This is a genomic window from Saccharospirillum sp. MSK14-1, assembly GCF_003054965.1.
In the GTDB taxonomy this organism is placed as follows: Bacteria; Pseudomonadota; Gammaproteobacteria; order Pseudomonadales; family Natronospirillaceae; genus Saccharospirillum.
Map to the genome: position 1 here is coordinate 135,927 of NZ_MIES01000002.1, position 23,214 is coordinate 159,140.

Genomic DNA, 23,214 nt, shown 5'->3' on the forward strand with positions numbered 1-23,214 from the left:
ACAGGATTGGCAAGTGTTTTAGTGCGACGCGGGCTTTTCCAGCGCGATGATCCGCTCATACCAGTCTTTTTTCCGACCACCGATCAGCTCAACCAGGGTCGCCGCTGCCGCTTTGGGCGGCATCAGTGGTGCCAGGACAGCCATCAACTGCTCACCATCCAGCTGACTTTGAACCGTGTCGGTGGTTTCAGTCGCGCCACCCACCATTAAGACAAACTCGCCTTTGCGCTGATCGGCATCGGTTGCGACCTGCTCGCGAATCTCACCCGCCGAACCGCGCAGCACTGTTTCAAACTGCTTCGTCAATTCTCGCGCTAAGCAAAGCGGACGATCAGCACCGAGCACGGTCACAATATCCTCCAGACAGCGCTCAATGCGATGACTGCTTTCATAGAACACCAGGGTGCGACTCTCACTGGCCAATTGCTGCAACCGCTGCTGACGTTGCCCCGGCTTGGCGGGTAAAAAACCTTCAAAAACCCAGCGGTCAGTTGGCAAGCCCGCCACACTGAGTGCAGCGGTGACCGCGCTGACGCCAGGCACGGGACGAACGTCATAACCGGCAGCCACAACGGCACGCACCAGCGGAAACCCTGGGTCGGAAATCAACGGCGTTCCCGCATCGCTGACCAACGCCACTCGCTGACCTTGCTCGAGTAAAGAAAGAATAAAGTCGATTCGCTCGCGCTCATTGTGTTCGTGCACTGAAACCAGCTTCGGACGCACGCCTAAATGATCCAGCAAGCGGCGACTGTGACGCGTATCTTCACAGCAACACACCTCAACCTCACTCAGTATCTGTGCGGCACGACGGGTTATATCATCGAGATGGCCGATGGGCGTTGCCACCACATAAAGAGCGCTGGGCAACGAAGAGTCGGTGGTCATGAGAGGCCTGTCAGTTGTGCGGCGGCGCGATTTTCAAGCGCGCCCCCTTCTGGAGTAGAATGCGGTTCATTATTGTAACCGTCTTTGGGTGGAAGTTAACAATGCCATTGCGCTCCAGCGCCCGGCTGCTTGCCTGGCTTTTTGCACTGTTGCTGGCCGGCTGCGCCAGTCAGGGTCCCAGGCCGACCGGAATGGACAGCCCGATCGCGGACTTATCGTCCATCGACAGCGTCCAGCAACGTCTCGATATCGCTCGCCAATTATTGGCACAAGAACGCACAGAAGACGCTGAAGTTGCGTTAAGTGTGATTCAGTTTGATCAACTGTCCATTGCTGAACAAACCGACTATGCAGAATTGCGCGCCGAACTGGCACTGCAACGCAACGATGGTCAGGAGGCTTTGAACTGGCTGGTGGGTGACACCGCTTATCTGTATGACGGCCTTCCTATGCAGCGCCAAATTGATTTGCGCCTCAAACGCGCCGAAGCCTACGAACTGGTGGGTGAATATTTGGCTGCCGCTCGTGAACGCATCTTTTTAGCGCCGCAATTGGACGGCGACGTTGCCCAAAACAACCGCGATCGTATCTGGTCGGCGCTGCAGCGCGTACCGGAAGAGCAACTGCGCACCCTGATTGCCGCAGAATCCAGCCCGGACTTAACCGGCTGGCTGGAACTGGCCCTCATTACCCGTGAGAACGTTGACGATGTGCGCCAACAGTTACTGGCCATCACCAATTGGATTAACACCCATCGCAACCATCCGGCCGCCCAAAATTTACCCGGCGATTTGGCTTTGCTGCGCGAACTGGCTAACCGCCAGCCGCAAAACATCGCCGTTCTGGTGCCGCTGTCCGGTCCGCTGGAAAAAGCCGGCCGCGCCATTCGCAGTGGTTTACTGGCCGCCTGGTATGAAGCCCGCACCAACGGTCGTGAAACGCCGGCCATCACCTTCTTTGATACCGCGCTTAACGACGATGTTTACAACGTCTATAAGCAGGCCGTGTTTGAAGGGGCCGATCTGGTGATTGGCCCGCTGGATAAAAACCGGGTACAGCGACTGCAAAGTCAGGCCGCTCTCACCGTACCGGTATTGGCCTTGAACTACGGCGATGATCGGCAGTCTGCGCCCGAGAACTTCTATCAGTTTGGTCTCGCACCAGAAGATGAAGCCATCCAGGTGGCTGACCAAGCGTGGCAAGAAGGTAATCGCCGCGCCATGGTACTGGCACCGAATAGCGACTGGGGACGCAAAGTCAGTGATGCCTTTATTCAACGCTGGGAACGTCAAGGTGGGCGAATTACCAGTCGCTCCCTCTTTACCCAGCCCGACCAGTATCTGTACACCGTCAAACGTGCGCTGAACATCGACGACAGCGAACAACGTGAACGCAACATTGCCCGCTTAACCGAACGTGATGTGGTGTTCGAGCCGCGCCGACGCCAGGACATCGACCTCATTTTTATGGTCGCCTTCCCGCCCCAAGCGCGACAACTCAAACCCATTCTGAACTACCAATACGCCACGGCCATCCCAGTGATGGGGACGTCCCATCTGTATGCCGGCACACTCAATCGTGAACGCGACGAAGACCTCAATGGCGTTCAGTTCGTCGAAATGCCTTGGAAGCTGCACCAGTCCGAGCTGGAGAACAGCGTTGAGCAAGCTTTCAATGAAGAGTTCAGCGGCTATGAAACGCTGATCGCCCTTGGCGTCGACGCCTATCAATTACACCCTCGTCTGGTGCAATTGCAGCGTTTCCCGACGGCACGCGTCTATGGTGAAACCGGCATACTGCGCCTGGATCCAAGCCGGCGCATCCATCGCGAACTCACCTGGGCGACCATCACCGAAGGCGTCGCGCAAGCCAGCAACGGTCCATTGCCGTCAACGGAGCCCCGCTTCTGATGGCATGGCAACCGAGCGCCGGTGTTGATGCCGAAGATCAAGCTGAACGCTGGTGCCGTGAACAACAGGGTTGGCGTACGCTGGCGCGCAATTATCGCGTTACTCAGGGCGAACTGGATTTGATTTGTGCAGATGGCGACAGCCTGGTGTTTATTGAAGTGCGCCAGCGCCGCAATCCTCGTTACGGTGGCGCTGCCGCGTCAGTCACAGTGAGCAAACAACGAAAACTGATCGCCGCTGCCCAGCGCTATTTACAGGACCATCCGCGCCAGGCCAGACGACCCAGCCGGTTCGACGTCATCACCTTAGGGGCCGATGGCCAACTGGACTGGATCAAAGGAGCTTTTACCGCCTGATGAAACCAGACGACATCATTTACGAACAAATTGGCCAAAGCTTGGAAAGCTTCCAGCTGGTCGCTGAACAGCTGGATGAACTGCTCCATCATGGCGCCGAACTGCTGACGCAAGCCTTGCTCGGCGATGGCAAAATTTTAGTCTGTGGCATGGGCAGCTCAGCGGCCAACGGCCAGGGATTTGTCACCCGCATGTTGAGTCGGTTTGAACTGGAACGGCCCGGTCTGCCAGCGCTGGCATTGTCGGGTGATGGACTTTTGCTGACCGGCATCAGCCACGATACCAACCCTAACGACATCTACGCGCGCCAGATTCGAACACTGGGCCACCCCAACGATGTTCTCTTGACCCTGTCTTCCACCGGCAACGCACCGCCCGTTATCAAAGCCATTCAGGCTGCGCACGAAATGGGCATGAGAGTGGTGGCACTGACCGGTGGCAGCGGGGGTGACATTGCCACCTTGCTGGAAGACAACGACGTTGAGCTGCGAGTAGCCGCGGATAAAAGCGGCCTGATTCAGCTCACCCACCATTTATTGTTGAACTGCCTCGGCGAATTAATCGAGCACCAATTGTTTGGAAGTGAACCCTAATGAAAATTCTGAACCTGATTCCAATCGCCCTGACACTTTGCCTGACCGGCTGCGCTTCCCTGCTGGGTGGCGTGTCGGGTGATCAACCCATTACGCCCAACCCGGAAGGCCGTTCCATGGGCGAAGTAATCGATGACAACAGCCTGACCGCACGCCTGGAAGTCAATTTGGAAAAAGCCGCACCCGGCTTAAAAGAGGGCCGGGTGAAGGTTCACAGCAACGCGGGAATCATCTTGCTGGTGGGCCAGGTTGCCAGCGACGCCCTGGTACGTCAGGCGTCTGAAGTGGTACGTCGCGATCCTGCGGTAAAGGCGGTGCACAATCATCTGACCGTCCAGGAATCGCTCTCTGCGGGCGTACGCGCCAACGATAGCTGGCTGGCCGTAAAAGTCCGGTCGCGCATGTTCACGCGCGATAACTTCCCGTCATCACACGTTGAGGTCATTGTCGAAGAAGGCATTGTTTATCTGATGGGACGCGTCAGCGAAGACACCGCGCGCCAAGCCGCTCAGATCGCCACGGAAGTGAACGGTGTGCAGCGCGTCGTCACTGTTTTTTCAAGAGCCACGGCCAATAATACCTGACCGAAATTAGGACAATTGGTTCGCAACGCGCTAACCTTAATGCAGCAGTTCACTGCGACGGCGTGTTAAAACGTCCGTCGTAAAACGACGCAAAGGGGAGCCATCATGTTCGCGAACCAGCACATTGTCGTCCTCATAGATCCAGCCGAAGACAGCGCGCTGGCGGTGCAAAAAGCCAGCCGGCTGGCGAAACTTGAAAATGCCCGCCTAACCCTTTTCGCCTGTGGCTACAACGCCACCCTGGCCTCCAATCATCCGCTCGATCCGGATTCTGCCGAACGCGCTAAAAAAGCCTACATGCATCGCCTGCTGGAAGGCTTGGAAACCATTGCCGATATAGCGCGCAGCGAAGGGGTTGAAGTCACAACAGAGGGCCAGTGGGACAAGCATGCCGGCGCGGCCCTGTTGCACTTTCTGGAACAAAACCCAACCGACATGGTGGTCAAAGCCACGCATCATCAAAACGTTATCCAACGAACTTTTTTCAGCCAGACCGACTGGGAACTGATCCGTCATTGCCCATTGCCGATACTGCTGACCAAAGCCAACGCCTGGAACGATCCAATTCGCGTTACGGCCGCTGTTGATCCAGTTCAGGCCAACGACAAACCGGATTCACTGGACGAGCACATCGTTCGCTGGGGCAAGGATTTCACCAGTCGAATGAGCGGCGAACTGCAACTGCTGCACGTTTATGACCCGACGCCTTTACTGATCTATCTGGATCAGCCAACCATCGACAGCGCCGATATCAGCGAAGACATTCGCGATCAGCACGAAACCGCACTCAAAGCGCTGGCGGACCAGCACCAAATCGCTGAGTCCAATACTGTCCTGGAGACCGGTTCCACCCTGTCCGTCATTCCAGACCACCTGCATCAAGCCAACATTGACCTGGTGATTATGGGCGCCGTCCCTCGTTCAGGTCTGGAACGGTGGTTGCTCGGTCATACCGCTGAAAAAATTCTCGACCGAATTACCGTCGATATTCTGATTGTTAAATAGTCGCCGTCTATAACGAAAAAGGCCCGGATTATCCGGGCCTTTTTTATGAACTGATCGTTTAGAAAATCTCTTCCGGTTCCAATCCAAAGAGCGATGGCTCACCGAAATCGACATCTTCTCCCTGCTCATCCGGCGGTACGATCTCGCCTTCATAATCGGGGTTATCGCGCGTCACAATGATTTCCACTCGTCGGTTTTGCGCGCGCCCGTCAACCGTGTCGTTGCTGGCCAAAGGTTCGGTACTGCCATGGCCAACAATCTGGAATCGCTCTTCATCCATCTCGGGCGCTTCCCATAAATACTCGCCCACTGACAACGCGCGAGCGGCACTGAGCAACCAGTTATTGCGGTATGGACCCGAGGCAATCGGAATAGTATCGGTATGGCCTTCAATGGAAATTTCACCCGGCACCGTTACCAACAATTCACGCACCCGGTCGAGAATAGGCAGGAAGCGATCGGCGACATAATCCGTTCCTTCGCCGAATGACTGCTCCTTAACGCGAATCACGATGGTCTGCTCAATGGTTTCAATTTCCAGCAAGCCTTCGGCAATAACATCCGACAAGGCACTGGCCATCGCTTCCGCCTGACGCTGCACTTCTTCATCAATGGAGTCATTCGGCACCACCACACGCCGGGTCAGCTGACCTTCAGTGCCCTGCGCTTCTTCCTGCATCAGCATGGTGTCCTGACACAGCACTTCCAATGAGTCGCGCAGTTCGTCCACCGTATTTTGACGAACCACATTAATCGGCGTCGGCTCTGGCCGCGCCGGACTGAACTCACGCGCAATAATACTGGTGCCTTTGGGCACACGGTCGGCCGTAATCTCGGTTTGCACCCCGAAAGCGTTGCGCAACGAACCGGCCAGACGCTTAAATTTCAGCGCATCCAGCTCAGAAAACGACAGCAACAGCACAAAAAAGCACATCAGCAGTGCCATCAGGTCCGAGAACGTGGCCATCCAGGCGGCTAGGCCAGGCTCACATTCGGGGCATTCGTCTTCGACTTCTTCGCTCATGACGTCTCCGCTGATGCTGCCTTAATCAACGCCACGCTTGGTCGCAGGCAGATAGCTCTTCAACATGGACTCAATAATACGGGGGTTCTGACCACCCTGAATGGACAACAAGCCGTCAATCACCATGCGCTGAATGCGCTCTTCTTCTTCAGCACGCAACTTCAGTTTGTCTTTGATTGGCAGCGCAAAGGCCGTCGCCATAAAGGAGCCATAAAGCGTCGTCAGCAGGGCTACCGCCATCGCCGGGCCAATGGACTTGGGATCGTCCATATTCGCCAACATCGCCACCAGGCCAATCAGCGTACCGATCATGCCCATCGCGGGCGCCACGTCACCGATATAGGAGAAGAAATAACCACCGGCCATATGACGTTCAGTCGTCATCTTCATATCCCGCGTCATCAGCTGACGCACCACATCAGGATCGTGACCATCGACCAGCAACTGAATGCCCTTGGCCAGAAACTCATTGCTGGTTTCACGACCTTCTAACGACAACAAACCGCCTTTACGAGCGGCATCGGCCAGTTCAACGATTTCATCGATCAGGTCTTCTGGCTGAACGATTTTGAATGAGAAGGCCTTGCCGATGATGCCACCCACACCGAGGAATTTATCCAGCGTCAGTTTCGACATGGCCACAAAGATGGAGCCAACCACCACAATGAGGATGGAGGGCACATTGACGTACATACCGACACTGCCGTTCAACAGCATCGACATGGCGACCATGGCAAAGGCGCCAATCAGGCCGATAATAGAAGCTAAATCCACAGTCTTCCTTCCCCAAGCAATCCGGTTTGCAAACCCGACAGTGTATTCTAGCAGCAACTAGGCCGCCTCCGCTGTCTTTACGCAGCAATCGGACGCACACTGGCACGGGTAACCAGAGTATCGGCCGCCGCGGTCAATAGTTGATTCCTTTTGCCGGCGCCGTTACCTTTGCGCCCAACTGTCCGCAGGAAGCCCCCATGAGCGACACCCAACAAGCCGATTTCGAAAGCCAGATGCAAGCGCTGGAACAACTGGTAGAGCGCCTCGAGTCTGGTGAACTGTCACTCGACGACGCCATGAAGACTTTCGAACAAGGCATCAAACTGACCCGCGACTGCCAGTCAGCGCTGGACCAGGCCGAACAAAAAGTTCAGGTGCTGCTGGGTGATGAGGGAGTCGAGCGGCTAGAGCCGTTAAGCGACGAAGACTGACACCGTGCCCACCGATCTGCGTGCCTTTCAACAGGCCACCCGCGAGCAACTCGAAGACCACCTGGACCGGCTGCTGAGCGACGCGACAGCTCCGCGCCTGACCGATGCCATGCGTTATTCGGTGCTCGGTGGCGGCAAACGATTACGCCCCCTGCTGGTGCATGCGACCGCCGTCAGCTTGGGTGACCACAGCACTCGCTGGCTGGCGCCAGCGGCTGCCGTGGAAATGATCCACGCTTACAGCCTGATCCACGACGACCTGCCCGCCATGGACGACGACGATCTGCGCCGCGGCCGCCCCACCAATCATCGCGCCTTCGACGAAGCCACTGCTATCCTCGCCGGTGACGCCTTACAAAGCCTCGCCTTTGAGCACCTCAGCCATCAGCCCGATATCGATCCGGCGGTTTGTCTGACCATGGTCCGACGTCTGGCACACAGCAGTGGCCAAACCGGCATGGTCGGTGGTCAGATGCGCGATTTATTGGCTGAAGGGCAATCGTTGGAACTGTCAGAGTTGGCCGGCGTTCACCGCTTAAAAACCGGTGCTCTGATTGAAACCGCCATCGAGCTGGGCGCGCTGTGCACCCAGGCCGACGCCGCCACACTCGACAGCTTGCAGCGCTACGGTGCAGCCCTCGGCTTGGCCTTTCAGATTACCGACGACATTCTGGATGTCACCGCCGACACGGCCACCCTGGGCAAACCTCAGGGCAGTGATGTGGCGCGCGGCAAATCGACCTATGTCAGCCTGCTGGGTCTGGATAAGGCGCGTCATCACGCCAAATTACAAACCGATCTTGCCCACGCCGCCCTGACCGAGTTGTCGTTGCCAGCCGACGCCCCCTTGCACTGGCTGGCCGATTGGCTGCTGGATCGTAATCACTGACGCCAGTCACTGTCCGACCGATTGTCGCTGGGGTCACTGAACGCTTTCCGGTAAACTGGGCACTGCCATCTTAAGGGTGGTTTTAAGCGGACCGGCCATGGCCTTAGGCTGGGTCCAACTTCATCCGTTATACCAACCTCGGCTCACCAGCCGCGGACGCCATATTTGGCTCAGGCAGGACCACTAAGGATTCATGAAGGTATTTACTCGCATTCCACAACAACGGCCCAGTACGCCACTGCTCGACCGCATTGACCTGCCTGCTGATCTGCGCCGGTTAAACACGGCAGACCTGCCCACTCTGGCCGACGAACTGCGCGAATTCTTGCTTTACAGTGTTGGCCAGACCGGGGGGCATTTCGGTGCCGGACTGGGCGTCGTCGAACTGACCATCGCGCTTCATTACGCCTATGACACGCCTGACGAAAAGCTGGTCTGGGATGTTGGCCATCAGGCCTATCCTCATAAGATTTTGACGGGCCGACGCGAACGCATGAACACCATGCGTCAGGCCAAAGGCTTGGCGGCTTTTCCCAAGCGCGGTGAAAGCGACTTTGACACCTTCGGAGTGGGTCATTCCAGCACCTCCATCTCAGCGGCACTGGGTATGGCCATTACCGACCGCCTGCTGGGCGAAAGTCGCCAGAGCGTGGCGGTGATTGGCGATGGTGCACTGACTGCCGGCATGGCGTTCGAAGCCCTCAATCACGCCGGCCATGACGGAGCTAACCTACTGGTCATTCTGAACGACAACGACATGTCGATCTCAGAAAACGTGGGTGCACTGTCGACTGCTTTTGCGCGAGTGTTTGCCTCTAAAACCTATTCGCACCTGCGCGAGAATTCCAAAAAAGTTCTGCAAAACCTGCCACCCGTACTGGAATTTGCCCGTCGCGCTGAAGAACACGTTAAAGGCATGGTGTCACCGGCCACGCTGTTTGAAGAAATGGGTTTTAATTACGTCGGCCCGGTCGATGGCCACGATGTGGTCGGGCTCGCGCAAACACTGCGTAACTTACGCACCTTTAAAGGTCCGCAATTTCTGCACGTCGCCACACAAAAAGGCAAAGGTTTTACGCCTGCAGAAAATGAACCGATTAAATATCACGCCATCACCAAGCTGGAAAAATCCGATCCCAAAACCGCCAGCAGTGCTCCCAGCGGCATCAAATATTCCGCCGTTTTTGGCCAGTGGCTGTGTGATATGGCCAGCGTGGATGAACGGCTGGTTGGCATTACTCCGGCGATGCGTGAAGGGTCCGACTTGGTGCAGTTTTCCGAACGCTTTCCCAAGCGTTACATTGACGTCGCCATTGCCGAACAACACGCCGTTGCGCTCGCCGCCGGTTTGGCGTGTGACGGCGCCAAACCCGTCGTCGCCATCTACTCCACCTTTTTACAACGCGCCTATGACCAGCTGATTCACGACGTTGCCATTCAGAACCTCGACGTTCTGTTCGCCATCGACCGTGCAGGTCTGGTCGGTGAAGACGGCCCGACGCATGCGGGCAGCTTCGATCTCAGCTTCCTGCGCTGCATCCCTAATCTGGTGATCATGGCGCCGAAAGATGAAGCTGAGTGCCGGCGCATGTTGACCACCGGCTATCGTCATGAAGGTCCGGCCGCGGTGCGCTACCCACGCGGCACAGGCCCCGGCGCGGCACTTGACGACGCCTTGGACGACCTGCCTATCGGTCAGGCCGAGGTACTGCGTGACGGCTCTGAACTTGCCATCCTGGCGTTTGGCAGCCTGGTCACGCCGGCGCAACAAGTGGCCGAAGAACTGAACGCAACACTGATCAATATGCGTTTTATCAAACCGCTGGATCGTGACCGAGTTCTGGCCGTCGCAAATTCGCACAGCAAACTGGTCACGGTGGAAGAAAACGCCATCATGGGCGGCGCCGGTTCTGCGGTTTGCGAATGTTTGCACGACGCAGGCATCCATGCAGACGTCTTGCAGCTGGGCTTACCGGATCGCTTTATCGACCACGCCAAACCCGCAGAGATGTTGCACGAGGCTGGACTCGATGCCGAGGGTATCCGAGCGGCTATTGAGCAACGCTGGCCCTAAAACAACCTCAGCGTGCGGTGGCAACGGAGGCCTTATGAATGATGCGGTTGAATTGTGGCGGGAACGGCTGAACGCCAAACCCGGCACTCGCGAAGAAACGCCTTTTGGTCCACAGGCTCTGGTCTATAAAGTCGCCGGAAAAATGTTCGCATTGCTGATGACCGACCGCTCGCCGCTGGGCATAAACCTGAAGTGCGACCCACAACAAGCGTTGATCATTCGCGATACCTTCAGTGCTGTAACGCCCGGGTATCACATGAATAAAAAACACTGGAACACCATCGACCTCGAAGCCGGCCTGGACATTGAGCTGGTGCAAAGCTGGATCGACGATTCCTACGAACTGGTTAAAAGCAAACTGCCCAAAGCTGTGCAGAGGCGACTCAGTCAAGATGGAGACAAGGAATGAACGACCTGACCCTGATCATTGGCAACAAAAACTATTCGTCCTGGTCGTTGCGTGCCTGGTTACTGCTGACGCAATTCCGCATTCGTTTTAAGGAAATCCGCATCCCCTTATTCGACGCCAAAACCGATGCGCTCATGGCCCAATATTCGCCCAGCCGCAAAGTGCCCGTACTCGACCTGGGCGGCTTGGCCATTTGGGATTCACTGGCCATTGCTGAAACCATCAACGAACGGTTTCTCGACGGCCAGGGCTGGCCTGGCCAACCCAACTTACGCGCCTTGGGTCGCGCCGCTGTCGCTGAAATGCACTCCGGTTTTGGCGCCGTTCGTGCCAACATGCCGATGAACTGCCGACGGAAAGTGGTTGGTTTTAAACCCGACGCCGCAACGCAGCAGGACATCGATCGCCTGAACGAACTGCTCGGTCAGTTGCTGGAAAAATCCGGCGGACCATTTTTACTCGGTGATTTTTCAATTGCTGATGCGTTCTATGCCCCCATCGCCTCACGCTTTGCTACCTATGACATAACCACCCCCAAACCCGTCAGCCAATGGATGGATGAGTTAAACCGGCTGGAGGCTATGCAGCAATGGCTGAGCGACGCGCGCGACGAAAGCGAAACCATTGACGCTTCAGAAATCGCCGATGCCTGACCCGTCTGGCGATTAACCTTCAACCCACATTTGACTACACATCGACGAGACACGCCATGCTCAATGCCGAACAACGACAAGCGTTTGACCGCGACGGTTATCTGCTGTTTCAGCAGCAGCTCAGTGAAACCGACCGCAAGACGCTTATCGACCGCGCGTATGCGCTCATTGAACAGGCGGAGCTGGATCCCAGCCATCGTTTTTCCACCACCGACCGCGCCCAGATCAACAACGATTTTTTTCTCGGCTCGGCCGAAACCGTGCGCTGTTTTTTTGAAGAAGCCGCCTTTAACGACGCCGGAGAACTGACTCAGCCTCGCGCTCAAAGCATTAACAAAATTGGCCACGCTCTGCATGACCTCGACGAGGTGTATCGTGAATTGGCTCAGCGTGATGTCTTTGCCGAGATTGCCCGCGACCTGGGGCAACAAAAACCAAGCCTGTATCAGACCATGGTGATTTTTAAACAGCCACGCATTGGTGGTGAAGTGGTCTGGCATCAGGACGCCAGTTTTTTCTACACCGAACCCAGCAGCGTCCTGACCTATTGGTTTGCCCTGGAAGATGCGACGCTTGAAAACGGCTGCCTGTGGCTGGATCCGGGGGGACAGACCGGTCCGCTGCGCGAACGCTTTTATCGCCACGGCGACGAGTTAACCATGGTGGCGCTGGATGATACACCCTGGCCAACCGATACCGGCACCGCCATGCCCGTTAAAGCAGGTGACTTGCTGGTGTTCCACGGTCACCTTCCGCATTACAGCGCCGCCAATCGGTCTACCCAATCGCGCATGGCTCTGACGTTTCATGTCGTCGATGGCGCCCTGCCCTATGCGACAGAAAACTGGTTGCAACGTCCCACACTGGGCGAATTTTTTATGTGAAGCGAAGGGCATCGGTTACTCACCGATGTCCTCATTCCATAATTGAGGTTGGTCCGCGATAAAGCGTTCCATCAAGGCAATGCACTCGGCGTTTTGCACCACTTCAACACTTACACCGCGCTCACGCAGCAATCCTTCCTCTCCCATAAAGGTCTGATTTTCACCGATCACCACGCGTGGGATGCCGTACAGCAAAATCGCACCACTGCACATCGAACAGGGGGATAAGGTGGTGTACATCACCGACTCCTGATAGACCGATGCGGGCAGCCGGCCGGCATGTTCCAGCGCATCCATTTCACCATGCAAAACCGTACTGCCACTTTGTACACGGCGATTATGACCCCGCCCGATGATTTTTCCTTGATGGACCAACACCGAACCGATGGGGATGCCGCCTTCGGCTAATCCCAGTAGCGCTTCATCGATCGCCGCTTGTAGAAATTTATCCATGATGTCTTGTCCTCTGTCATGCCTTCACAAGCCAGAACGTTAGCGCTTTTTTACAGCCGTCGCACGGCATAGATCAGCGGCAGGCGTACCCGTACCGACAAACCACCACCGGAGTGATTCGCCAACAGCAAGTCACCGCCATGAGCGTGCACAATGCTTTGCGCAATCCCCAATCCCAGGCCCATACCGCCAGCATTCCGTGCTCGGCCATGATCGAGCCGGCTGTAGGGTTTGAATAGTTTCACCAGATCGTCATCAGGCAAGCCCGGACCATGATCACGAATACGAATTTCCACACTGTCGCCGACCACCGCCAGACTCACCTCAGCACGATCCCCATACTGGATGGCGTTGTCGATCAGGTTGGCTAAACCGCGCTTGAGTGCCAGGGGTTTGCCGACGTAATCCACTGAATCCGACACCGTGACCGATACGGCTTGCGCAGCAACGCGTCGCTCCCCGGCAATTTTTAACAACAAAGCCCCCAGATCGACGGGGCGCGGGTCTTCATGAATATCGGTATCGCGCACTGTTTGCAGCGCGCCTTTGACCATCATTTCCAATTCTTCAAGATCTTCATCCAGCGACAACCGCAATGGCTCATCATCAATCAGTTCAGCCTGCAATCGCAGCCGGGTGATCGGCGTACGTAAATCGTGTGAGATGGCGGCAAAGAGCCGCTCGCGATCATCCAGATACCGTTGAATGCGCAATTTCATGGCTTCAAACGCATCGGCGGTCGCATCGAGTTCACGCATGCCCGATGCCGAGACGGGCGGTTCTTCAACGCCGCGACCAAAGGCATCCGCGGCTTCCGCCAGACGACGCAAAGGCCGGGTCTGCCAGCGCACGAACACAAAACACAGCACCCCGACCACAACCAGTGTCGCCCCAAGCGACCACCAACGCTCCGGAGCCAAACCGCGGTCGCGATCAAGAATATAAGGATCCGGCATCAGCGTTGCCAGATACAGCCAATGGCCATTATCGAGCGGCACCTGAGCGACCACGATCGGTGCCGGATCGGGTTCCAGCACCAGCGACTGGCGAATCCAGCGCACCGGAATTTCAGCAATCGGAATGCGTTCGTCATAGAGTCGAACCGACCCCGGCATCGCTAGCGCCAATTGCACCGGCTGATCAATTTCCGCTCTTAATTGCACCTGAATAGCGTCGAGCAACGGCATTCTGAGCGGATCATTAACTTCAGGCTCCACCGGCAAGCGCGCCTGGTTAACGCTGATAAACAATCGGCTACCGCCGACTTCACGCTGTTGTTCAATCACAATCGGCCGGACGTTATCCGGCAACGCCTGAAAATAACGAATGGTGGCAGCCAGCGACACGGCCATGTACTGAGCGTTTTCGGTAATGCGTGCCTGACTGTCGCTGCGTACCTGGCCCGCCCAGATTAGACTGGTGCTCAGCTGCGCCAGACTGATACCGGTTAACATTACTAACAGCAAACGCGCAAAGAGTGACCGAGGCAACCAGGCGTTAATCGGGCGCATGCAAACGTTCCACATCGGCGGTAAAAACGTACCCCTGACCGCGCACGGTCTTGATCAACTGAGTGTCGCTGCCCGATGACAAACGCGTACGCAAACGACTGATCTGCACATCCAGATAACGATCGAGTGGGCCTAAGTCACGGCCGCGCGTCGCCTTCATTAAATAGGAACGCGACAGCACTTCACCGGCGTGATCGAGAAATAGTTTCAGCAATTGAAAATCAGCGCCACTGATGCTTTCCGAAGGACTGCCAGCCAACGTCAGAGTGCGTTCCAGTCCATCGAGCAGATGCCCGCGAAAACGATAATAACGGCCACCGTCTTCGGCGCTGCTTTGTACCGGCTCATAGCGACGATGAATGGCTTTAATTCGCGCCAGTAATTCGCGCGGACTGAAGGGTTTGGCAATGTAATCGTCCGCGCCCATTTCCAACCCGACAACGCGATCGGTTTCTTCCGCATTCGCCGTCAACATGATGATGGGGACATCTGAAACCGCTCGTACCTTCTGGCACACACTGAAGCCATCCTGACCGGGCAACATGATGTCGAGCACGATCAACGATATATCCGGCGTTTGCCGAAACAACGTCAGAAACGACTCGCCATCGCCAGCCACATCTACCTGATAATTATTTTTTTCCAGGTAGGTTTTTAGTAACTCGCGAATTTTATAGTCGTCATCGACGACAACAATGCGTTTGGTTTTCATCACTTCAAAGCTCTTAACGATTGCGCCAATTGCGCCGTTGCAACCTCGGGACTGAGACTGTCATCAATAAAAAAGCGGTGCACTATTTCGAAAACAGCATCTTCGGTTTCCGGTGATGTTGCCATCGAATGGGCCATCGAAGGTGCTAAACGATGTTCCGCCGCTGCCTGACTGAACACATGGTGTGAAGCTCGCGAACAATCATCAAAACCCGCCATCGTCAGATCACGGCGAACCGGAATTGTCCCTTTGGCCAGGCTGAATTCTCGCTGCACCTGCGGTGCCAGCAAGGTTTCAATAAAGGGTTGGAAAGAGATCGGGTTGGGGTTATCGCGAAACTGCACAAAGGTATCAATGCTGTACAGATGTTGCTCATTGGTACCGGGCACTGCCAGGCACAAATAATCTTCACCGGCTTGCAGCCCCCAGGCAGTGAACGCGCCTTTAACCCAGTCGCCCATGATCTGAGTGGCGGCGGCGCCGTCGGCTACCATGCGGCTGGCGTCCTGCCAGCTGCGATTAATCATGCCCGGGTCCATCAGGCTTTTCAGTTGCCGTAAACGTTCGAAGGTGGCAACCACTCGGGCGTCTTCGAGCACAGCAGGGTCCTGCTCGACAAAATAACGCTGATAAAATTCCGGCCCTGCCTCACTGAGCAATAACACTTCAAATAATGTCGCGTTCTGCCAAGGCTGATTGCCATGTGCCAGCGGTACGATACCTGCCTCACGCAGTCGTGGTGCGGCCCGCAATAACTGACTCCAGGTGGTCGGTAAGGGTAGGTCTAACCGCTCAAAAACGGCCGGGTTCAGCCACATCCAATTGATGCGATGGATCGACAGCGGCACGGCGACGACTTCCTGATCGATACGAATCAGATCATCCACCACCGGATAGAACAAACCATCGGCGGCTAAGGATGGATTCGACAGCGGCTGTAGAAACCCCAATCCGGCCCAGTACTGAATGTTGGGTCCAATAATCTGTGCGGCGCCAGGCGGTGAACCATGAATCACCCGCGCCTTGAGCACCGCCATGGCAGAATCGCCACCGCCGCCGGGCACGGGGTAGTCTTCCCAGTTAACGCCCCGCTCTGCCAGGCCGTGTCTCAGCACCTGCGCGGCGTCAACCTCACCGGCCGATGTCCACCAGTGCAACACTTCCAGCATTGGCTTTTGCGCCGCAATTTGTGCCACAACAGGTTGCGACATGGAAAGAAACACAAAGGTGCAGCAAGTAATAATGCGACGCATGGTGAGTGTCTGGCTGTACAACAAATATCCAGCCATCCTAACCCAGCAAAACCCTTCAAAGTATTACTAAATATTAGCCGTCTCTTACCGCTGGTGGGTGTTGTCTTACCGGCAAGTTTTGGCAAGCCAAAGATCTGGATTCATGACCGCTGGCAAGACCATGCAGCGTCGGCTAGCGGCTGTCTATCAGTCACCTTTCACAGCCACTTAGACGACATTCACAGTCAGGTTGCCAAGCCTCCTAGAGTGGTTCGGTCGGCCTGAACACCGGCCTGAACAATAACGATAGTGAGAGAATCAAAATGCCTAACTTTAAACACTGTGTGGCCGGCATTACTCTGGCCGCAACCCTGAGCCTGGCTGCTCAGGCGCAAACCCTGACCATCGAGAGCTGGCGTGTTGACGACAAAGATTTGTGGGAAGACATTCTGATCCCAGCCTTCAATGCCGAGCATCCGGACATCGAAGTGCGCTTCAACGCCACCGCCCCAACCGAATACGACTCCTCCATCAATGCTCGCCTCCAGGCAGGCACCGCGGGTGACTTAATCACCTGCCGCCCTTTTGACCAGTCACTGAGCCTGTTCAATCAAGGCTATTTGGAACCTTTGAACGGTCTGGATGCGCTGGATAATTACCAGGATTTCGCCAAGCGCGCCTGGAGCACCGATGACGGCGACACCTCCTTCTGTCTGCCAATGGCGTCTGTCATTCATGGCTTCTTCTATAACAAAGCCATCTTTGATGAATTGGACCTTGAGGTTCCGCAAACCCGCGATGAATTCTTCGATGCGTTAGAGACCATCGAGGAAGACTCCAGCTATACACCGCTGGCGCTGGGCACCAACGACCAGTGGGAAGCGAACCAGATCGTCTTTACCAACATCGGTCCAAACTATTGGGACGGTGAAGAAGGTCGCATGGCGTTGTTGTCTGGCGATGCCAAATTCACTGATGAAGAATTCGTTGCCGCCTGGGAAGAAATGGCGCAATGGGGCGACTACATGGGTCGCGGCTATGAAGCCCAAACCTATGGCGATTCGCAGAACCTGTTCGCCCTGGGCCGCGCGGCCATCTACCCGACCGGTTCCTGGGATATTTCCTACTTCAACAGTCAGGCGATTTTTGAATTCGGTGCGTTCAAGCCACCGGTCGAAGACAGCGGTGACACCTGCTACATCTCCGACCACACCGACATGGGCATCGGCATCAACCCGGCCAGTGACAACGCCGACGCCGCTCGTACGTTCCTCGACTGGGTAGCCAGCGCCGACTTTGCCGATCTGTTCACCAACGAAGTGACCGGCTTCTTCTCGCTGTCCAGTCACGACGTCGACGTTCAGGATCCGGTTGCCGCCGAAATGATTTCCTGGCGCAACGACTGCGAATCCACCATTCGTCTGAACGCCCAGGTTATGAACCGCGGCACTCCGAATATGGAACAGGAGCTGTGGGTGGTTTCCAGCCAGGTGCTTAACGGCACGCTGTCACCGGAAGAAGCTGCTGAGCAGATTCAAGACGGTTTCGCGCAATGGTACGAACCTCAGTCCAATTGATGATGGGCTGATGAGCCGGCTTGTTAACGCGGCTCTTTGAGAGGCTTCGGCCTCTCCTTTTTTATGTCGCCGGAACAATTCGTTGCGGCCACTGGGTCTTCCGAGGATCTAACATGAAACGCGCTTTTCCCTGGCACCTGCTGTTTTTTCTGGCGCCGGCGGTGCTGATCTACACCTTATTCAGCGCCTATCCGCTGTTCGACACTCTGCGCCTGAGCCTGTTTACCGACACTACCGACGGAGTGCGTTCGTTCACTGGCCTGAGTAATTTTGTCACTTTGCTCAGCGATCCGAATTGGTCCGGTCCGTTCTGGAATGCGCTGTGGAATAACACCCAATTCTTCATCATTCATATGCTGGTGCAGAACCCCATCGGGTTAATGCTGGCTGCGCTGTTGAGCATGAAAGATCTGCGCGGTGGGCGTACTTATCGCACACTGATCTTTTTACCGACGTTATTATCGGTGGTGATCATCGGCTTTATCTGGCAGCTGATTCTGAGTCCCTTGTGGGGTGTTTCTGAAGGCTTCTTAGCGTTTTTTGGTTTGGACTTTTTATTCGAAGCCTGGCTCGGCCGCGAAGGCAGTGCCTTAATTACCTTGGCCCTGATTTCGGTATGGCAGTTTATCGGTATTCCGATGATGCTGATCTACGCGGCCCTGCTGTCCATTCCTGACGATTTAATCGAGGCCGCCCGTGTCGATGGCGCGTCACCCTGGCGTACCTTCTGGCGCATTCGCGTACCGCTGATCTTACCGACGTTGGGATTGGTCACCATCCTTACCTTTGTCGGTAATTTCAATGCATTCGAATTGATTTATGCCGTGAAAGGCGCCCTGGCTGGACCGAATTTTTCCACCGATATTCTGGGTACCTTTTTCTACCGGACCTTCTTCGGTTATCAGTCCCAAATCGGCAGCGCCACCATGGGCGCCACCGTCGCTACCATGATGTTCCTGGTCATTCTGGTGGGCGTCATGTTGTATTTCTTCGTCATTCAGCGCCGCCTGACGCGCTATCAATTATGACTTTTATCAAGCTGAGGAATCGATCCCGATGAACGGACCGTCACACAGTCTCAGCAGCAAGGCGTTGGTGCATCTGACGTTGCTGGGTTATTCCTTGATCGCCCTATTTCCGATTCTATTGGTGATCATTAATTCCTTTAAATCCCGTCGCGCCATCTTTATGGATCCACTGGCATTACCCGGCCCGGATTCGTTCAGTCTCGACGGTTACGCCAAGGTGCTGGAAGAGTCGAATTTCCTGCTGTTTTTTGGCAACAGTTTATTGGTCACGCTGGTGCCGCTGTTTCTGGTCATGCTGTTTGGTGCGATGGCCGCCTGGGCGTTATCGGAGTATCGCTTTCGCGGTAATCGGTTACTGGCGCTGTTTCTGGCCATGGGCATCATGGTACCGATTCGGCTCGGTACGGTGAGTATTCTGGAGATCATGGTGAGCCTGAATCTGGTCAACACACAGATGGCGTTAATTCTGGTTTATACCGCACAGGGTTTGCCGTTGGCCATTTTGATTCTGACCGAATTTGTCGGCCAGGTTCCCGAAGAATTAAAAGAAGCCGCTCGCTGCGAAGGCGTCAGTGAATACCGATTGTTTTTTCAGATTATTTTGCCGTTGATTCGACCCGCCGTGGCCACCGTGGCCATCTTCACCATGGTGCCGATCTGGAACGATCTGTGGTTCCCGTTGATCCTGGCTCCTGGGCCAAGCACTCAGACCATTCAGCTAGGAGTGCAACAGTTTATCGGTCAGTACGCGACCGATTGGAATTCGGTACTCAGCGCATTGTCGTTAGCGGTATTGCCGGTACTGGTGTTGTACGCCTTCCTGTCGCAACACCTGATTCGTGGTCTGACCTCCGGCGCCGTGAAATAAGAAAAGCGTGATGGGATCGGTAGCCAAACAGTGATCAAGTATGATTAAACTCGCTGCGTCACTCACATAAGGAGTTGAACAATGAAGAAAATGATTGGATTGGTTTTATTGGTGCTGGGCGCGGGTTGCCTGTGGTGGGGCTACGATATGTCGCATTCCGTTTCCGGTGTCGTCACCGATGCGGTGGGCGGCGAAAACACCCAAGTCATGATCCGCTATGCCGCCGGCGCAGTATTGGTTGTCGTTGGTTTCTTTATGGTGATGCGTAAAGCCTGACCGGCGGCCTCTGGCCTGTTATCATCCGCGCTCCACACCGGATGCGAAGCACGCTATGCCCCGCTACGACATAACCATTGTCGGCGGCGGTTTGGTCGGCCTGACGCTGGCCATCGCCCTTGAGCCCGCGCTCCGCGCGGGCGCTCGCCTGACATTGATCGACCCGGCTCCCCAGCCGGAAAGCACAGCCCCCCGCTCTCCCAGTTTCGACGACCGCGCGACGGCGTTATCCGCCTACAGCCAGCGCGCTTACCAACGCCTGAACGTCTGGCCTTTGCTGGAGCCCCACGCCAGTCCGATTCGCTGGATTGAAGTCAGCGATCGCGGTCATCTGGGTTACCACCGCATGGACGCCACCGACTTAAATAACGATTTTGGCGCCGTGGTCGCCAACGCCAATTTGGGCCAGGGTTTGTGGCAACGCGCTCGCGAACTGGACGGACTGGATTGGCGCTTTGGCGACAGCGTTGCCGCCATCAGCCCCGGCCAGGAGGCTCAATCGCTGACGCTCAGTTCCGGCGAATCCATCGAATCCCGACTGGTCATTTTGTGCGATGGCGGCCGCTCTCCACTGGCCACCAAGGTCGGCCTTACCGCTCAGCAAACCGATTATCAGTGCTGGGCGCGCATTGCCACCGTGCGCACCAGCGACCCCCATAATGGTCGCGCTTATGAACGTTTTACCGAACAAGGCCCCATCGCGCTACTGCCGTTCGGTGATTACTCGGCGCTGGTCTGGACGCTGCCCGAGACCCAACGCCTGCGTGTAGATGCAATGAGCGCAGAACAACAATTGGCCTGGCTGAACACCGCGTTCGGACAACGGCTGGGACGCATCACCGATATTGGCACCACCTTTGATTACCCACTGGTGCGCCGCGAGTTGATCGACCCGGTGCGGCCCCGCTTGTTGGCTCTGGGCAACGCTGCCGCCACGTTGCATCCGGTCGCTGGCCAGGGTTTCAATCTGGCCATTCGTGGCCTGATGCGTGCGGCGGATGTACTCAACCAGGCAACCGCCACCAAACAGGATCCTGGCGATATTCGCTTATTGCATCCACTGGCCGATGCCATTGCCAGCGATCAGCGGCTCACCGCGACTTTTTCGGATCGTCTGGTGCGGACCTTTGCCAGCGCCAATCCGGTGCTGCGCCTGGGTCGTAACCTGGGTCTGAACATGCTCGACCGCCATCCACGACTCAGCCACAGTTTCGTACTGGCCAGCATGGGCCTGAGCCAGGGCGCACCGTTACCGGAGACCGTTTTATGAAAACTCAATACGACGCTGTGATCATCGGTGGCGGTATGGTCGGGCTCAGTCTGGCTGTGGCCAGCGCCGAGCAGGGCTTGGAAGTTGCCCTGATCGAATCGCATCGTTCCGAGCCGGTCGTCCCACAAGCGGGCCAGTTCGCACCGCGTGTCAGCGCCATCAGTCCGCGCAATCGGCAGTGGCTCAGTCAATTGAATGCCTGGCAACACATTCCGGCTGATCGCATTGGCCGCTACACCAAAATGCACGTCTGGGATGGCCAAGGTCAGGGTGCAATCGACTTTGATGCCGCCGAGATAGGTGCCGACGATCTGGGCCAGATCGTCGAAAATCACTGGATTACCCAAGCACTTTGGCAACGCGTCGAAGCGCTGCCGGCAATTACCGTCTATCTGGGAAATCGCCTGCACGAATGGCAGCGCGAGGGAAACAGCGTGGCGGTGGAACTGGATGACGGCACTCGCTTTCAAGCTGCGGTGATTGCGGGCTGTGACGGCAAGTTTTCCAGCCTGCGCGACCAGGCTGGCTTTACCACCCGCGAATGGAGTTACGGCCAAACCGCCTTGGTCACCTCCATTCGTCACTCCAAGCGACATCACCAAACGGCTCGTCAGGTATTTCTCGACAGCGGCCCACTGGCGTTTCTGCCACTATCGGATGAAGGCGCCGAGCAACAGTGGAGCTCCATTGTCTGGAGCGCCGACACCGAACGCGCTGAGCAGTTATTCGCGCTGGAAGACGCCGACTTCCTGACCGCCCTGAACCGCGCCAGTGAAGGGTGTCTCGGTAAGATCGAGCTCACCGACCCAAGATTTAAGTTTCCGCTGGCGCAAATGCACAGTCTGGACTATATACAGGACCGGCTTGTGTTGTTGGGCGACGCCGCCCACGCCATTCATCCACTCGCAGGCCAAGGCGTTAACCTCGGTTTTCGCGATGCCGATGTACTGGCACAGGAGTGGGGTCGAGCGAAACGACTGCACTTATCGCCCGGCGAAAGCGCTGTGTTACGTCGCTATCAACGACGTCGCCAGACACACAATTTAACCACCATGGCGGCGATGGAAGGCTTTAAACGTCTCTTTGGCAGCGACCATCCGGCCGCGGTGCTGACCAGAAACCTGGGGTTGTCTGGCCTGCAACGGCTGCCCTGGGCTAAGCGGCCTTTTATTGAAGCCGCTATTGGCTGAACCTTAAATGGTTATGTTTGGGCGCCCTGATAACCAATCTGGCGCCAGGCTTCATACAACATAATGGCCGTCGCGTTGGATAAATTCAGACTGCGACTGCCTGGCACCATGGGCAGACGCAACACGTGCTGCGCCGGTAACGACTCGCGAATATCGGCGGGCAAACCTCGGGTTTCAGGGCCGAACATCAGATAATCACCGGCCTGAAACTGAGCGTCGGCAGGCCCGGCACGACCTTTGGTCGACAGCGCAAATAAGCGCTCAGGAGCGGCACTTTCAAGAAAGTGTTGGTAATCACGGTAGCGCCGGATTTCAGCGAATTCGTGATAATCCAGACCGGCCCGGCGCAATGCTTTTTCTTCCATGGAAAAGCCCAGCGGCTCGATCAGATGCAACTGACAGCCGGTGTTGGCACACAGCCGAATAATATTGCCGGTATTCGGGGGTATTTCCGGCTGATACAACACGATATGGAACACAGATGGTCTACCTTTTAATCAGTGATAATGGTCTAAGGTAAGAAAAATACACATTAATTTGACGCTGGGCGTTCGGATGCACACCATAGCGGCCCTCACCGTCAGTAATCAGACGATTGGCGTGAATTCAGCCGGGTATCAAAC

The 23,214-nt window shown here is 56.1% G+C and carries 25 protein-coding genes; 17 read left to right on the forward strand and 8 right to left on the reverse strand.

The annotated features are described in order from the left end of the window. Window positions 1-18: 18 nt before the first annotated feature. The gene (rsmI, locus tag BGP77_RS00675) at window positions 19-888 is read right to left on the reverse strand and encodes a 16S rRNA (cytidine(1402)-2'-O)-methyltransferase (protein ID WP_108162805.1); all 870 of its coding nucleotides are present in this window, start codon (window positions 886-888) and stop codon (window positions 19-21) included. A 101-nt stretch (window positions 889-989) separates the two neighbouring features. Between rsmI and BGP77_RS00680 the strand changes: the two genes are divergently transcribed. The 5 genes from BGP77_RS00680 (at window position 990) to BGP77_RS00700 (ending at window position 5,336) form a co-directional block, all read left to right on the forward strand. After that, window positions 990-2,798: a penicillin-binding protein activator gene (locus BGP77_RS00680; RefSeq protein WP_158269227.1), complete on the forward strand. Its 1,809-nt coding sequence runs from the start codon at window positions 990-992 to the stop codon at window positions 2,796-2,798. After that, the gene (locus tag BGP77_RS00685) at window positions 2,798-3,154 is read left to right on the forward strand and encodes a YraN family protein (protein WP_108162807.1); all 357 of its coding nucleotides are present in this window, start codon (window positions 2,798-2,800) and stop codon (window positions 3,152-3,154) included. The genes BGP77_RS00680 and BGP77_RS00685 overlap by 1 nt, the downstream gene beginning before the upstream one ends. Further along, window positions 3,154-3,747 (forward strand): SIS domain-containing protein, encoded by a 594-nt coding sequence (locus tag BGP77_RS00690; RefSeq protein ID WP_108162808.1) that lies wholly within the window; start codon window positions 3,154-3,156, stop codon window positions 3,745-3,747. The genes BGP77_RS00685 and BGP77_RS00690 overlap by 1 nt, the downstream gene beginning before the upstream one ends. Beyond that, window positions 3,747-4,331 (forward strand): BON domain-containing protein, encoded by a 585-nt coding sequence (locus tag BGP77_RS00695; protein WP_108162809.1) that lies wholly within the window; start codon window positions 3,747-3,749, stop codon window positions 4,329-4,331. The genes BGP77_RS00690 and BGP77_RS00695 overlap by 1 nt, the downstream gene beginning before the upstream one ends. A gap of 105 nt (window positions 4,332-4,436) precedes the next feature. Beyond that, complete coding sequence (locus BGP77_RS00700) at window positions 4,437-5,336, forward strand: universal stress protein (protein WP_108162810.1); 900 nt, start codon at window positions 4,437-4,439, stop codon at window positions 5,334-5,336. 58 nt (window positions 5,337-5,394) lie between these two features. Here BGP77_RS00700 and BGP77_RS00705 read toward each other — a convergent pair whose 3' ends face one another. Both BGP77_RS00705 and pomA read right to left on the reverse strand, forming a co-directional pair. Further along, window positions 5,395-6,360, reverse strand: coding sequence for a MotB family protein (locus BGP77_RS00705; protein WP_108162811.1), 966 nt, complete (start codon window positions 6,358-6,360; stop codon window positions 5,395-5,397). Between the two features lie 21 nt (window positions 6,361-6,381). Beyond that, window positions 6,382-7,134 carry a flagellar motor protein PomA gene (pomA, locus tag BGP77_RS00710; RefSeq protein WP_108162812.1) on the reverse strand — a complete coding sequence of 251 codons (753 nt, stop codon included), beginning with the start codon at window positions 7,132-7,134 and terminating at the stop codon, window positions 6,382-6,384. A gap of 197 nt (window positions 7,135-7,331) precedes the next feature. On the opposite strand from pomA, the gene BGP77_RS00715 reads away from it, so the two are divergent. The 6 genes from BGP77_RS00715 (at window position 7,332) to BGP77_RS00740 (ending at window position 12,474) form a co-directional block, all read left to right on the forward strand. Further along, window positions 7,332-7,565 carry an exodeoxyribonuclease VII small subunit gene (locus tag BGP77_RS00715; protein ID WP_108162813.1) on the forward strand — a complete coding sequence of 78 codons (234 nt, stop codon included), beginning with the start codon at window positions 7,332-7,334 and terminating at the stop codon, window positions 7,563-7,565. A 4-nt stretch (window positions 7,566-7,569) separates the two neighbouring features. Then, window positions 7,570-8,454, forward strand: coding sequence for a polyprenyl synthetase family protein (locus tag BGP77_RS00720; protein ID WP_233252261.1), 885 nt, complete (start codon window positions 7,570-7,572; stop codon window positions 8,452-8,454). A 193-nt stretch (window positions 8,455-8,647) separates the two neighbouring features. After that, window positions 8,648-10,528: a 1-deoxy-D-xylulose-5-phosphate synthase gene (gene dxs, locus BGP77_RS00725; protein WP_108162814.1), complete on the forward strand. Its 1,881-nt coding sequence runs from the start codon at window positions 8,648-8,650 to the stop codon at window positions 10,526-10,528. A 34-nt stretch (window positions 10,529-10,562) separates the two neighbouring features. Continuing rightward, window positions 10,563-10,937, forward strand: a complete 375-nt coding sequence (locus BGP77_RS00730; RefSeq protein WP_108162815.1) for an MmcQ/YjbR family DNA-binding protein — start codon at window positions 10,563-10,565, stop codon at window positions 10,935-10,937. Continuing rightward, the gene (locus BGP77_RS00735; protein WP_108162816.1) at window positions 10,934-11,590 is read left to right on the forward strand and encodes a glutathione S-transferase family protein; all 657 of its coding nucleotides are present in this window, start codon (window positions 10,934-10,936) and stop codon (window positions 11,588-11,590) included. Before BGP77_RS00730 ends, BGP77_RS00735 begins: the two co-directional genes overlap by 4 nt. Window positions 11,591-11,646: 56 nt before the next feature. Next, the gene (locus tag BGP77_RS00740; protein ID WP_108162817.1) at window positions 11,647-12,474 is read left to right on the forward strand and encodes a phytanoyl-CoA dioxygenase family protein; all 828 of its coding nucleotides are present in this window, start codon (window positions 11,647-11,649) and stop codon (window positions 12,472-12,474) included. A 15-nt stretch (window positions 12,475-12,489) separates the two neighbouring features. Here the strand turns inward: BGP77_RS00740 and BGP77_RS00745 are convergent, their stop codons facing one another. The 4 genes from BGP77_RS00745 to BGP77_RS00760 are packed head-to-tail and all read right to left on the reverse strand — an operon-like array spanning window position 12,490 to window position 16,439. Then, window positions 12,490-12,927 carry a nucleoside deaminase gene (locus BGP77_RS00745; protein ID WP_108162818.1) on the reverse strand — a complete coding sequence of 146 codons (438 nt, stop codon included), beginning with the start codon at window positions 12,925-12,927 and terminating at the stop codon, window positions 12,490-12,492. Between the two features lie 50 nt (window positions 12,928-12,977). Further along, a complete protein-coding gene (locus tag BGP77_RS00750; protein ID WP_158269228.1) occupies window positions 12,978-14,438 on the reverse strand; it encodes an ATP-binding protein in 1,461 nt (486 codons plus the stop codon). Next, complete coding sequence (locus tag BGP77_RS00755) at window positions 14,425-15,150, reverse strand: response regulator (protein WP_108162820.1); 726 nt, start codon at window positions 15,148-15,150, stop codon at window positions 14,425-14,427. The genes BGP77_RS00750 and BGP77_RS00755 overlap by 14 nt, the downstream gene beginning before the upstream one ends. Continuing rightward, window positions 15,150-16,439, reverse strand: coding sequence for an ABC transporter substrate-binding protein (locus BGP77_RS00760; protein ID WP_108162821.1), 1,290 nt, complete (start codon window positions 16,437-16,439; stop codon window positions 15,150-15,152). Before BGP77_RS00760 ends, BGP77_RS00755 begins: the two co-directional genes overlap by 1 nt. Window positions 16,440-16,705: 266 nt before the next feature. On the opposite strand from BGP77_RS00760, the gene BGP77_RS00765 reads away from it, so the two are divergent. The 6 genes from BGP77_RS00765 (at window position 16,706) to BGP77_RS00790 (ending at window position 22,591) form a co-directional block, all read left to right on the forward strand. Then, window positions 16,706-17,959 (forward strand): ABC transporter substrate-binding protein, encoded by a 1,254-nt coding sequence (locus BGP77_RS00765; protein WP_108162822.1) that lies wholly within the window; start codon window positions 16,706-16,708, stop codon window positions 17,957-17,959. Between the two features lie 113 nt (window positions 17,960-18,072). Continuing rightward, window positions 18,073-18,987 carry a carbohydrate ABC transporter permease gene (locus BGP77_RS00770; RefSeq protein WP_108162823.1) on the forward strand — a complete coding sequence of 305 codons (915 nt, stop codon included), beginning with the start codon at window positions 18,073-18,075 and terminating at the stop codon, window positions 18,985-18,987. Window positions 18,988-19,015: 28 nt separating this feature from the next. Then, a complete protein-coding gene (locus tag BGP77_RS00775) occupies window positions 19,016-19,855 on the forward strand; it encodes a carbohydrate ABC transporter permease (RefSeq protein ID WP_108162824.1) in 840 nt (279 codons plus the stop codon). 81 nt (window positions 19,856-19,936) lie between these two features. Then, window positions 19,937-20,131 (forward strand): DUF3185 family protein, encoded by a 195-nt coding sequence (locus tag BGP77_RS00780; RefSeq protein WP_108162825.1) that lies wholly within the window; start codon window positions 19,937-19,939, stop codon window positions 20,129-20,131. Window positions 20,132-20,186: 55 nt separating this feature from the next. Then, window positions 20,187-21,401 (forward strand): FAD-dependent monooxygenase, encoded by a 1,215-nt coding sequence (locus tag BGP77_RS00785; RefSeq protein ID WP_108162826.1) that lies wholly within the window; start codon window positions 20,187-20,189, stop codon window positions 21,399-21,401. Then, window positions 21,398-22,591 carry a UbiH/UbiF/VisC/COQ6 family ubiquinone biosynthesis hydroxylase gene (locus BGP77_RS00790; RefSeq protein WP_108162827.1) on the forward strand — a complete coding sequence of 398 codons (1,194 nt, stop codon included), beginning with the start codon at window positions 21,398-21,400 and terminating at the stop codon, window positions 22,589-22,591. The genes BGP77_RS00785 and BGP77_RS00790 overlap by 4 nt, the downstream gene beginning before the upstream one ends. 11 nt (window positions 22,592-22,602) lie before the next feature. On the opposite strand, the gene trmL is transcribed toward BGP77_RS00790, so the two are convergent. After that, window positions 22,603-23,070 (reverse strand): tRNA (uridine(34)/cytosine(34)/5-carboxymethylaminomethyluridine(34)-2'-O)-methyltransferase TrmL, encoded by a 468-nt coding sequence (gene trmL, locus BGP77_RS00795; protein WP_108162828.1) that lies wholly within the window; start codon window positions 23,068-23,070, stop codon window positions 22,603-22,605. Window positions 23,071-23,214 lie beyond the last annotated feature (144 nt).

Bases quoted from the DNA above. Each gene is read 5' to 3' on its own strand.
- BGP77_RS00780 (WP_108162825.1), top strand. From the start codon at position 19,937: ATGAAGAAAATGATTGGATTGGTTTTATTGGTGCTGGGCGCGGGTTGC.
- BGP77_RS00760 (WP_108162821.1), bottom strand. From the start codon at position 16,439: ATGGCTGGATATTTGTTGTACAGCCAGACACTCACCATGCGTCGCATT.
- BGP77_RS00705 (WP_108162811.1), bottom strand. From the start codon at position 6,360: ATGAGCGAAGAAGTCGAAGACGAATGCCCCGAATGTGAGCCTGGCCTA.
- dxs (WP_108162814.1), top strand. From the start codon at position 8,648: ATGAAGGTATTTACTCGCATTCCACAACAACGGCCCAGTACGCCACTG.
- BGP77_RS00695 (WP_108162809.1), top strand. From the start codon at position 3,747: ATGAAAATTCTGAACCTGATTCCAATCGCCCTGACACTTTGCCTGACC.
- BGP77_RS00680 (WP_158269227.1), top strand. From the start codon at position 990: ATGCCATTGCGCTCCAGCGCCCGGCTGCTTGCCTGGCTTTTTGCACTG.
- BGP77_RS00745 (WP_108162818.1), bottom strand. From the start codon at position 12,927: ATGGATAAATTTCTACAAGCGGCGATCGATGAAGCGCTACTGGGATTA.
- BGP77_RS00715 (WP_108162813.1), top strand. From the start codon at position 7,332: ATGAGCGACACCCAACAAGCCGATTTCGAAAGCCAGATGCAAGCGCTG.
- BGP77_RS00700 (WP_108162810.1), top strand. From the start codon at position 4,437: ATGTTCGCGAACCAGCACATTGTCGTCCTCATAGATCCAGCCGAAGAC.
- BGP77_RS00755 (WP_108162820.1), bottom strand. From the start codon at position 15,150: ATGAAAACCAAACGCATTGTTGTCGTCGATGACGACTATAAAATTCGC.
- BGP77_RS00730 (WP_108162815.1), top strand. From the start codon at position 10,563: ATGAATGATGCGGTTGAATTGTGGCGGGAACGGCTGAACGCCAAACCC.
- BGP77_RS00750 (WP_158269228.1), bottom strand. From the start codon at position 14,438: ATGCGCCCGATTAACGCCTGGTTGCCTCGGTCACTCTTTGCGCGTTTG.
- rsmI (WP_108162805.1), bottom strand. From the start codon at position 888: ATGACCACCGACTCTTCGTTGCCCAGCGCTCTTTATGTGGTGGCAACG.
- BGP77_RS00785 (WP_108162826.1), top strand. From the start codon at position 20,187: ATGCCCCGCTACGACATAACCATTGTCGGCGGCGGTTTGGTCGGCCTG.
- BGP77_RS00690 (WP_108162808.1), top strand. From the start codon at position 3,154: ATGAAACCAGACGACATCATTTACGAACAAATTGGCCAAAGCTTGGAA.
- BGP77_RS00770 (WP_108162823.1), top strand. From the start codon at position 18,073: ATGAAACGCGCTTTTCCCTGGCACCTGCTGTTTTTTCTGGCGCCGGCG.
- BGP77_RS00685 (WP_108162807.1), top strand. From the start codon at position 2,798: ATGGCATGGCAACCGAGCGCCGGTGTTGATGCCGAAGATCAAGCTGAA.
- BGP77_RS00790 (WP_108162827.1), top strand. From the start codon at position 21,398: ATGAAAACTCAATACGACGCTGTGATCATCGGTGGCGGTATGGTCGGG.
- BGP77_RS00765 (WP_108162822.1), top strand. From the start codon at position 16,706: ATGCCTAACTTTAAACACTGTGTGGCCGGCATTACTCTGGCCGCAACC.
- BGP77_RS00735 (WP_108162816.1), top strand. From the start codon at position 10,934: ATGAACGACCTGACCCTGATCATTGGCAACAAAAACTATTCGTCCTGG.
- BGP77_RS00740 (WP_108162817.1), top strand. From the start codon at position 11,647: ATGCTCAATGCCGAACAACGACAAGCGTTTGACCGCGACGGTTATCTG.
- BGP77_RS00775 (WP_108162824.1), top strand. From the start codon at position 19,016: ATGAACGGACCGTCACACAGTCTCAGCAGCAAGGCGTTGGTGCATCTG.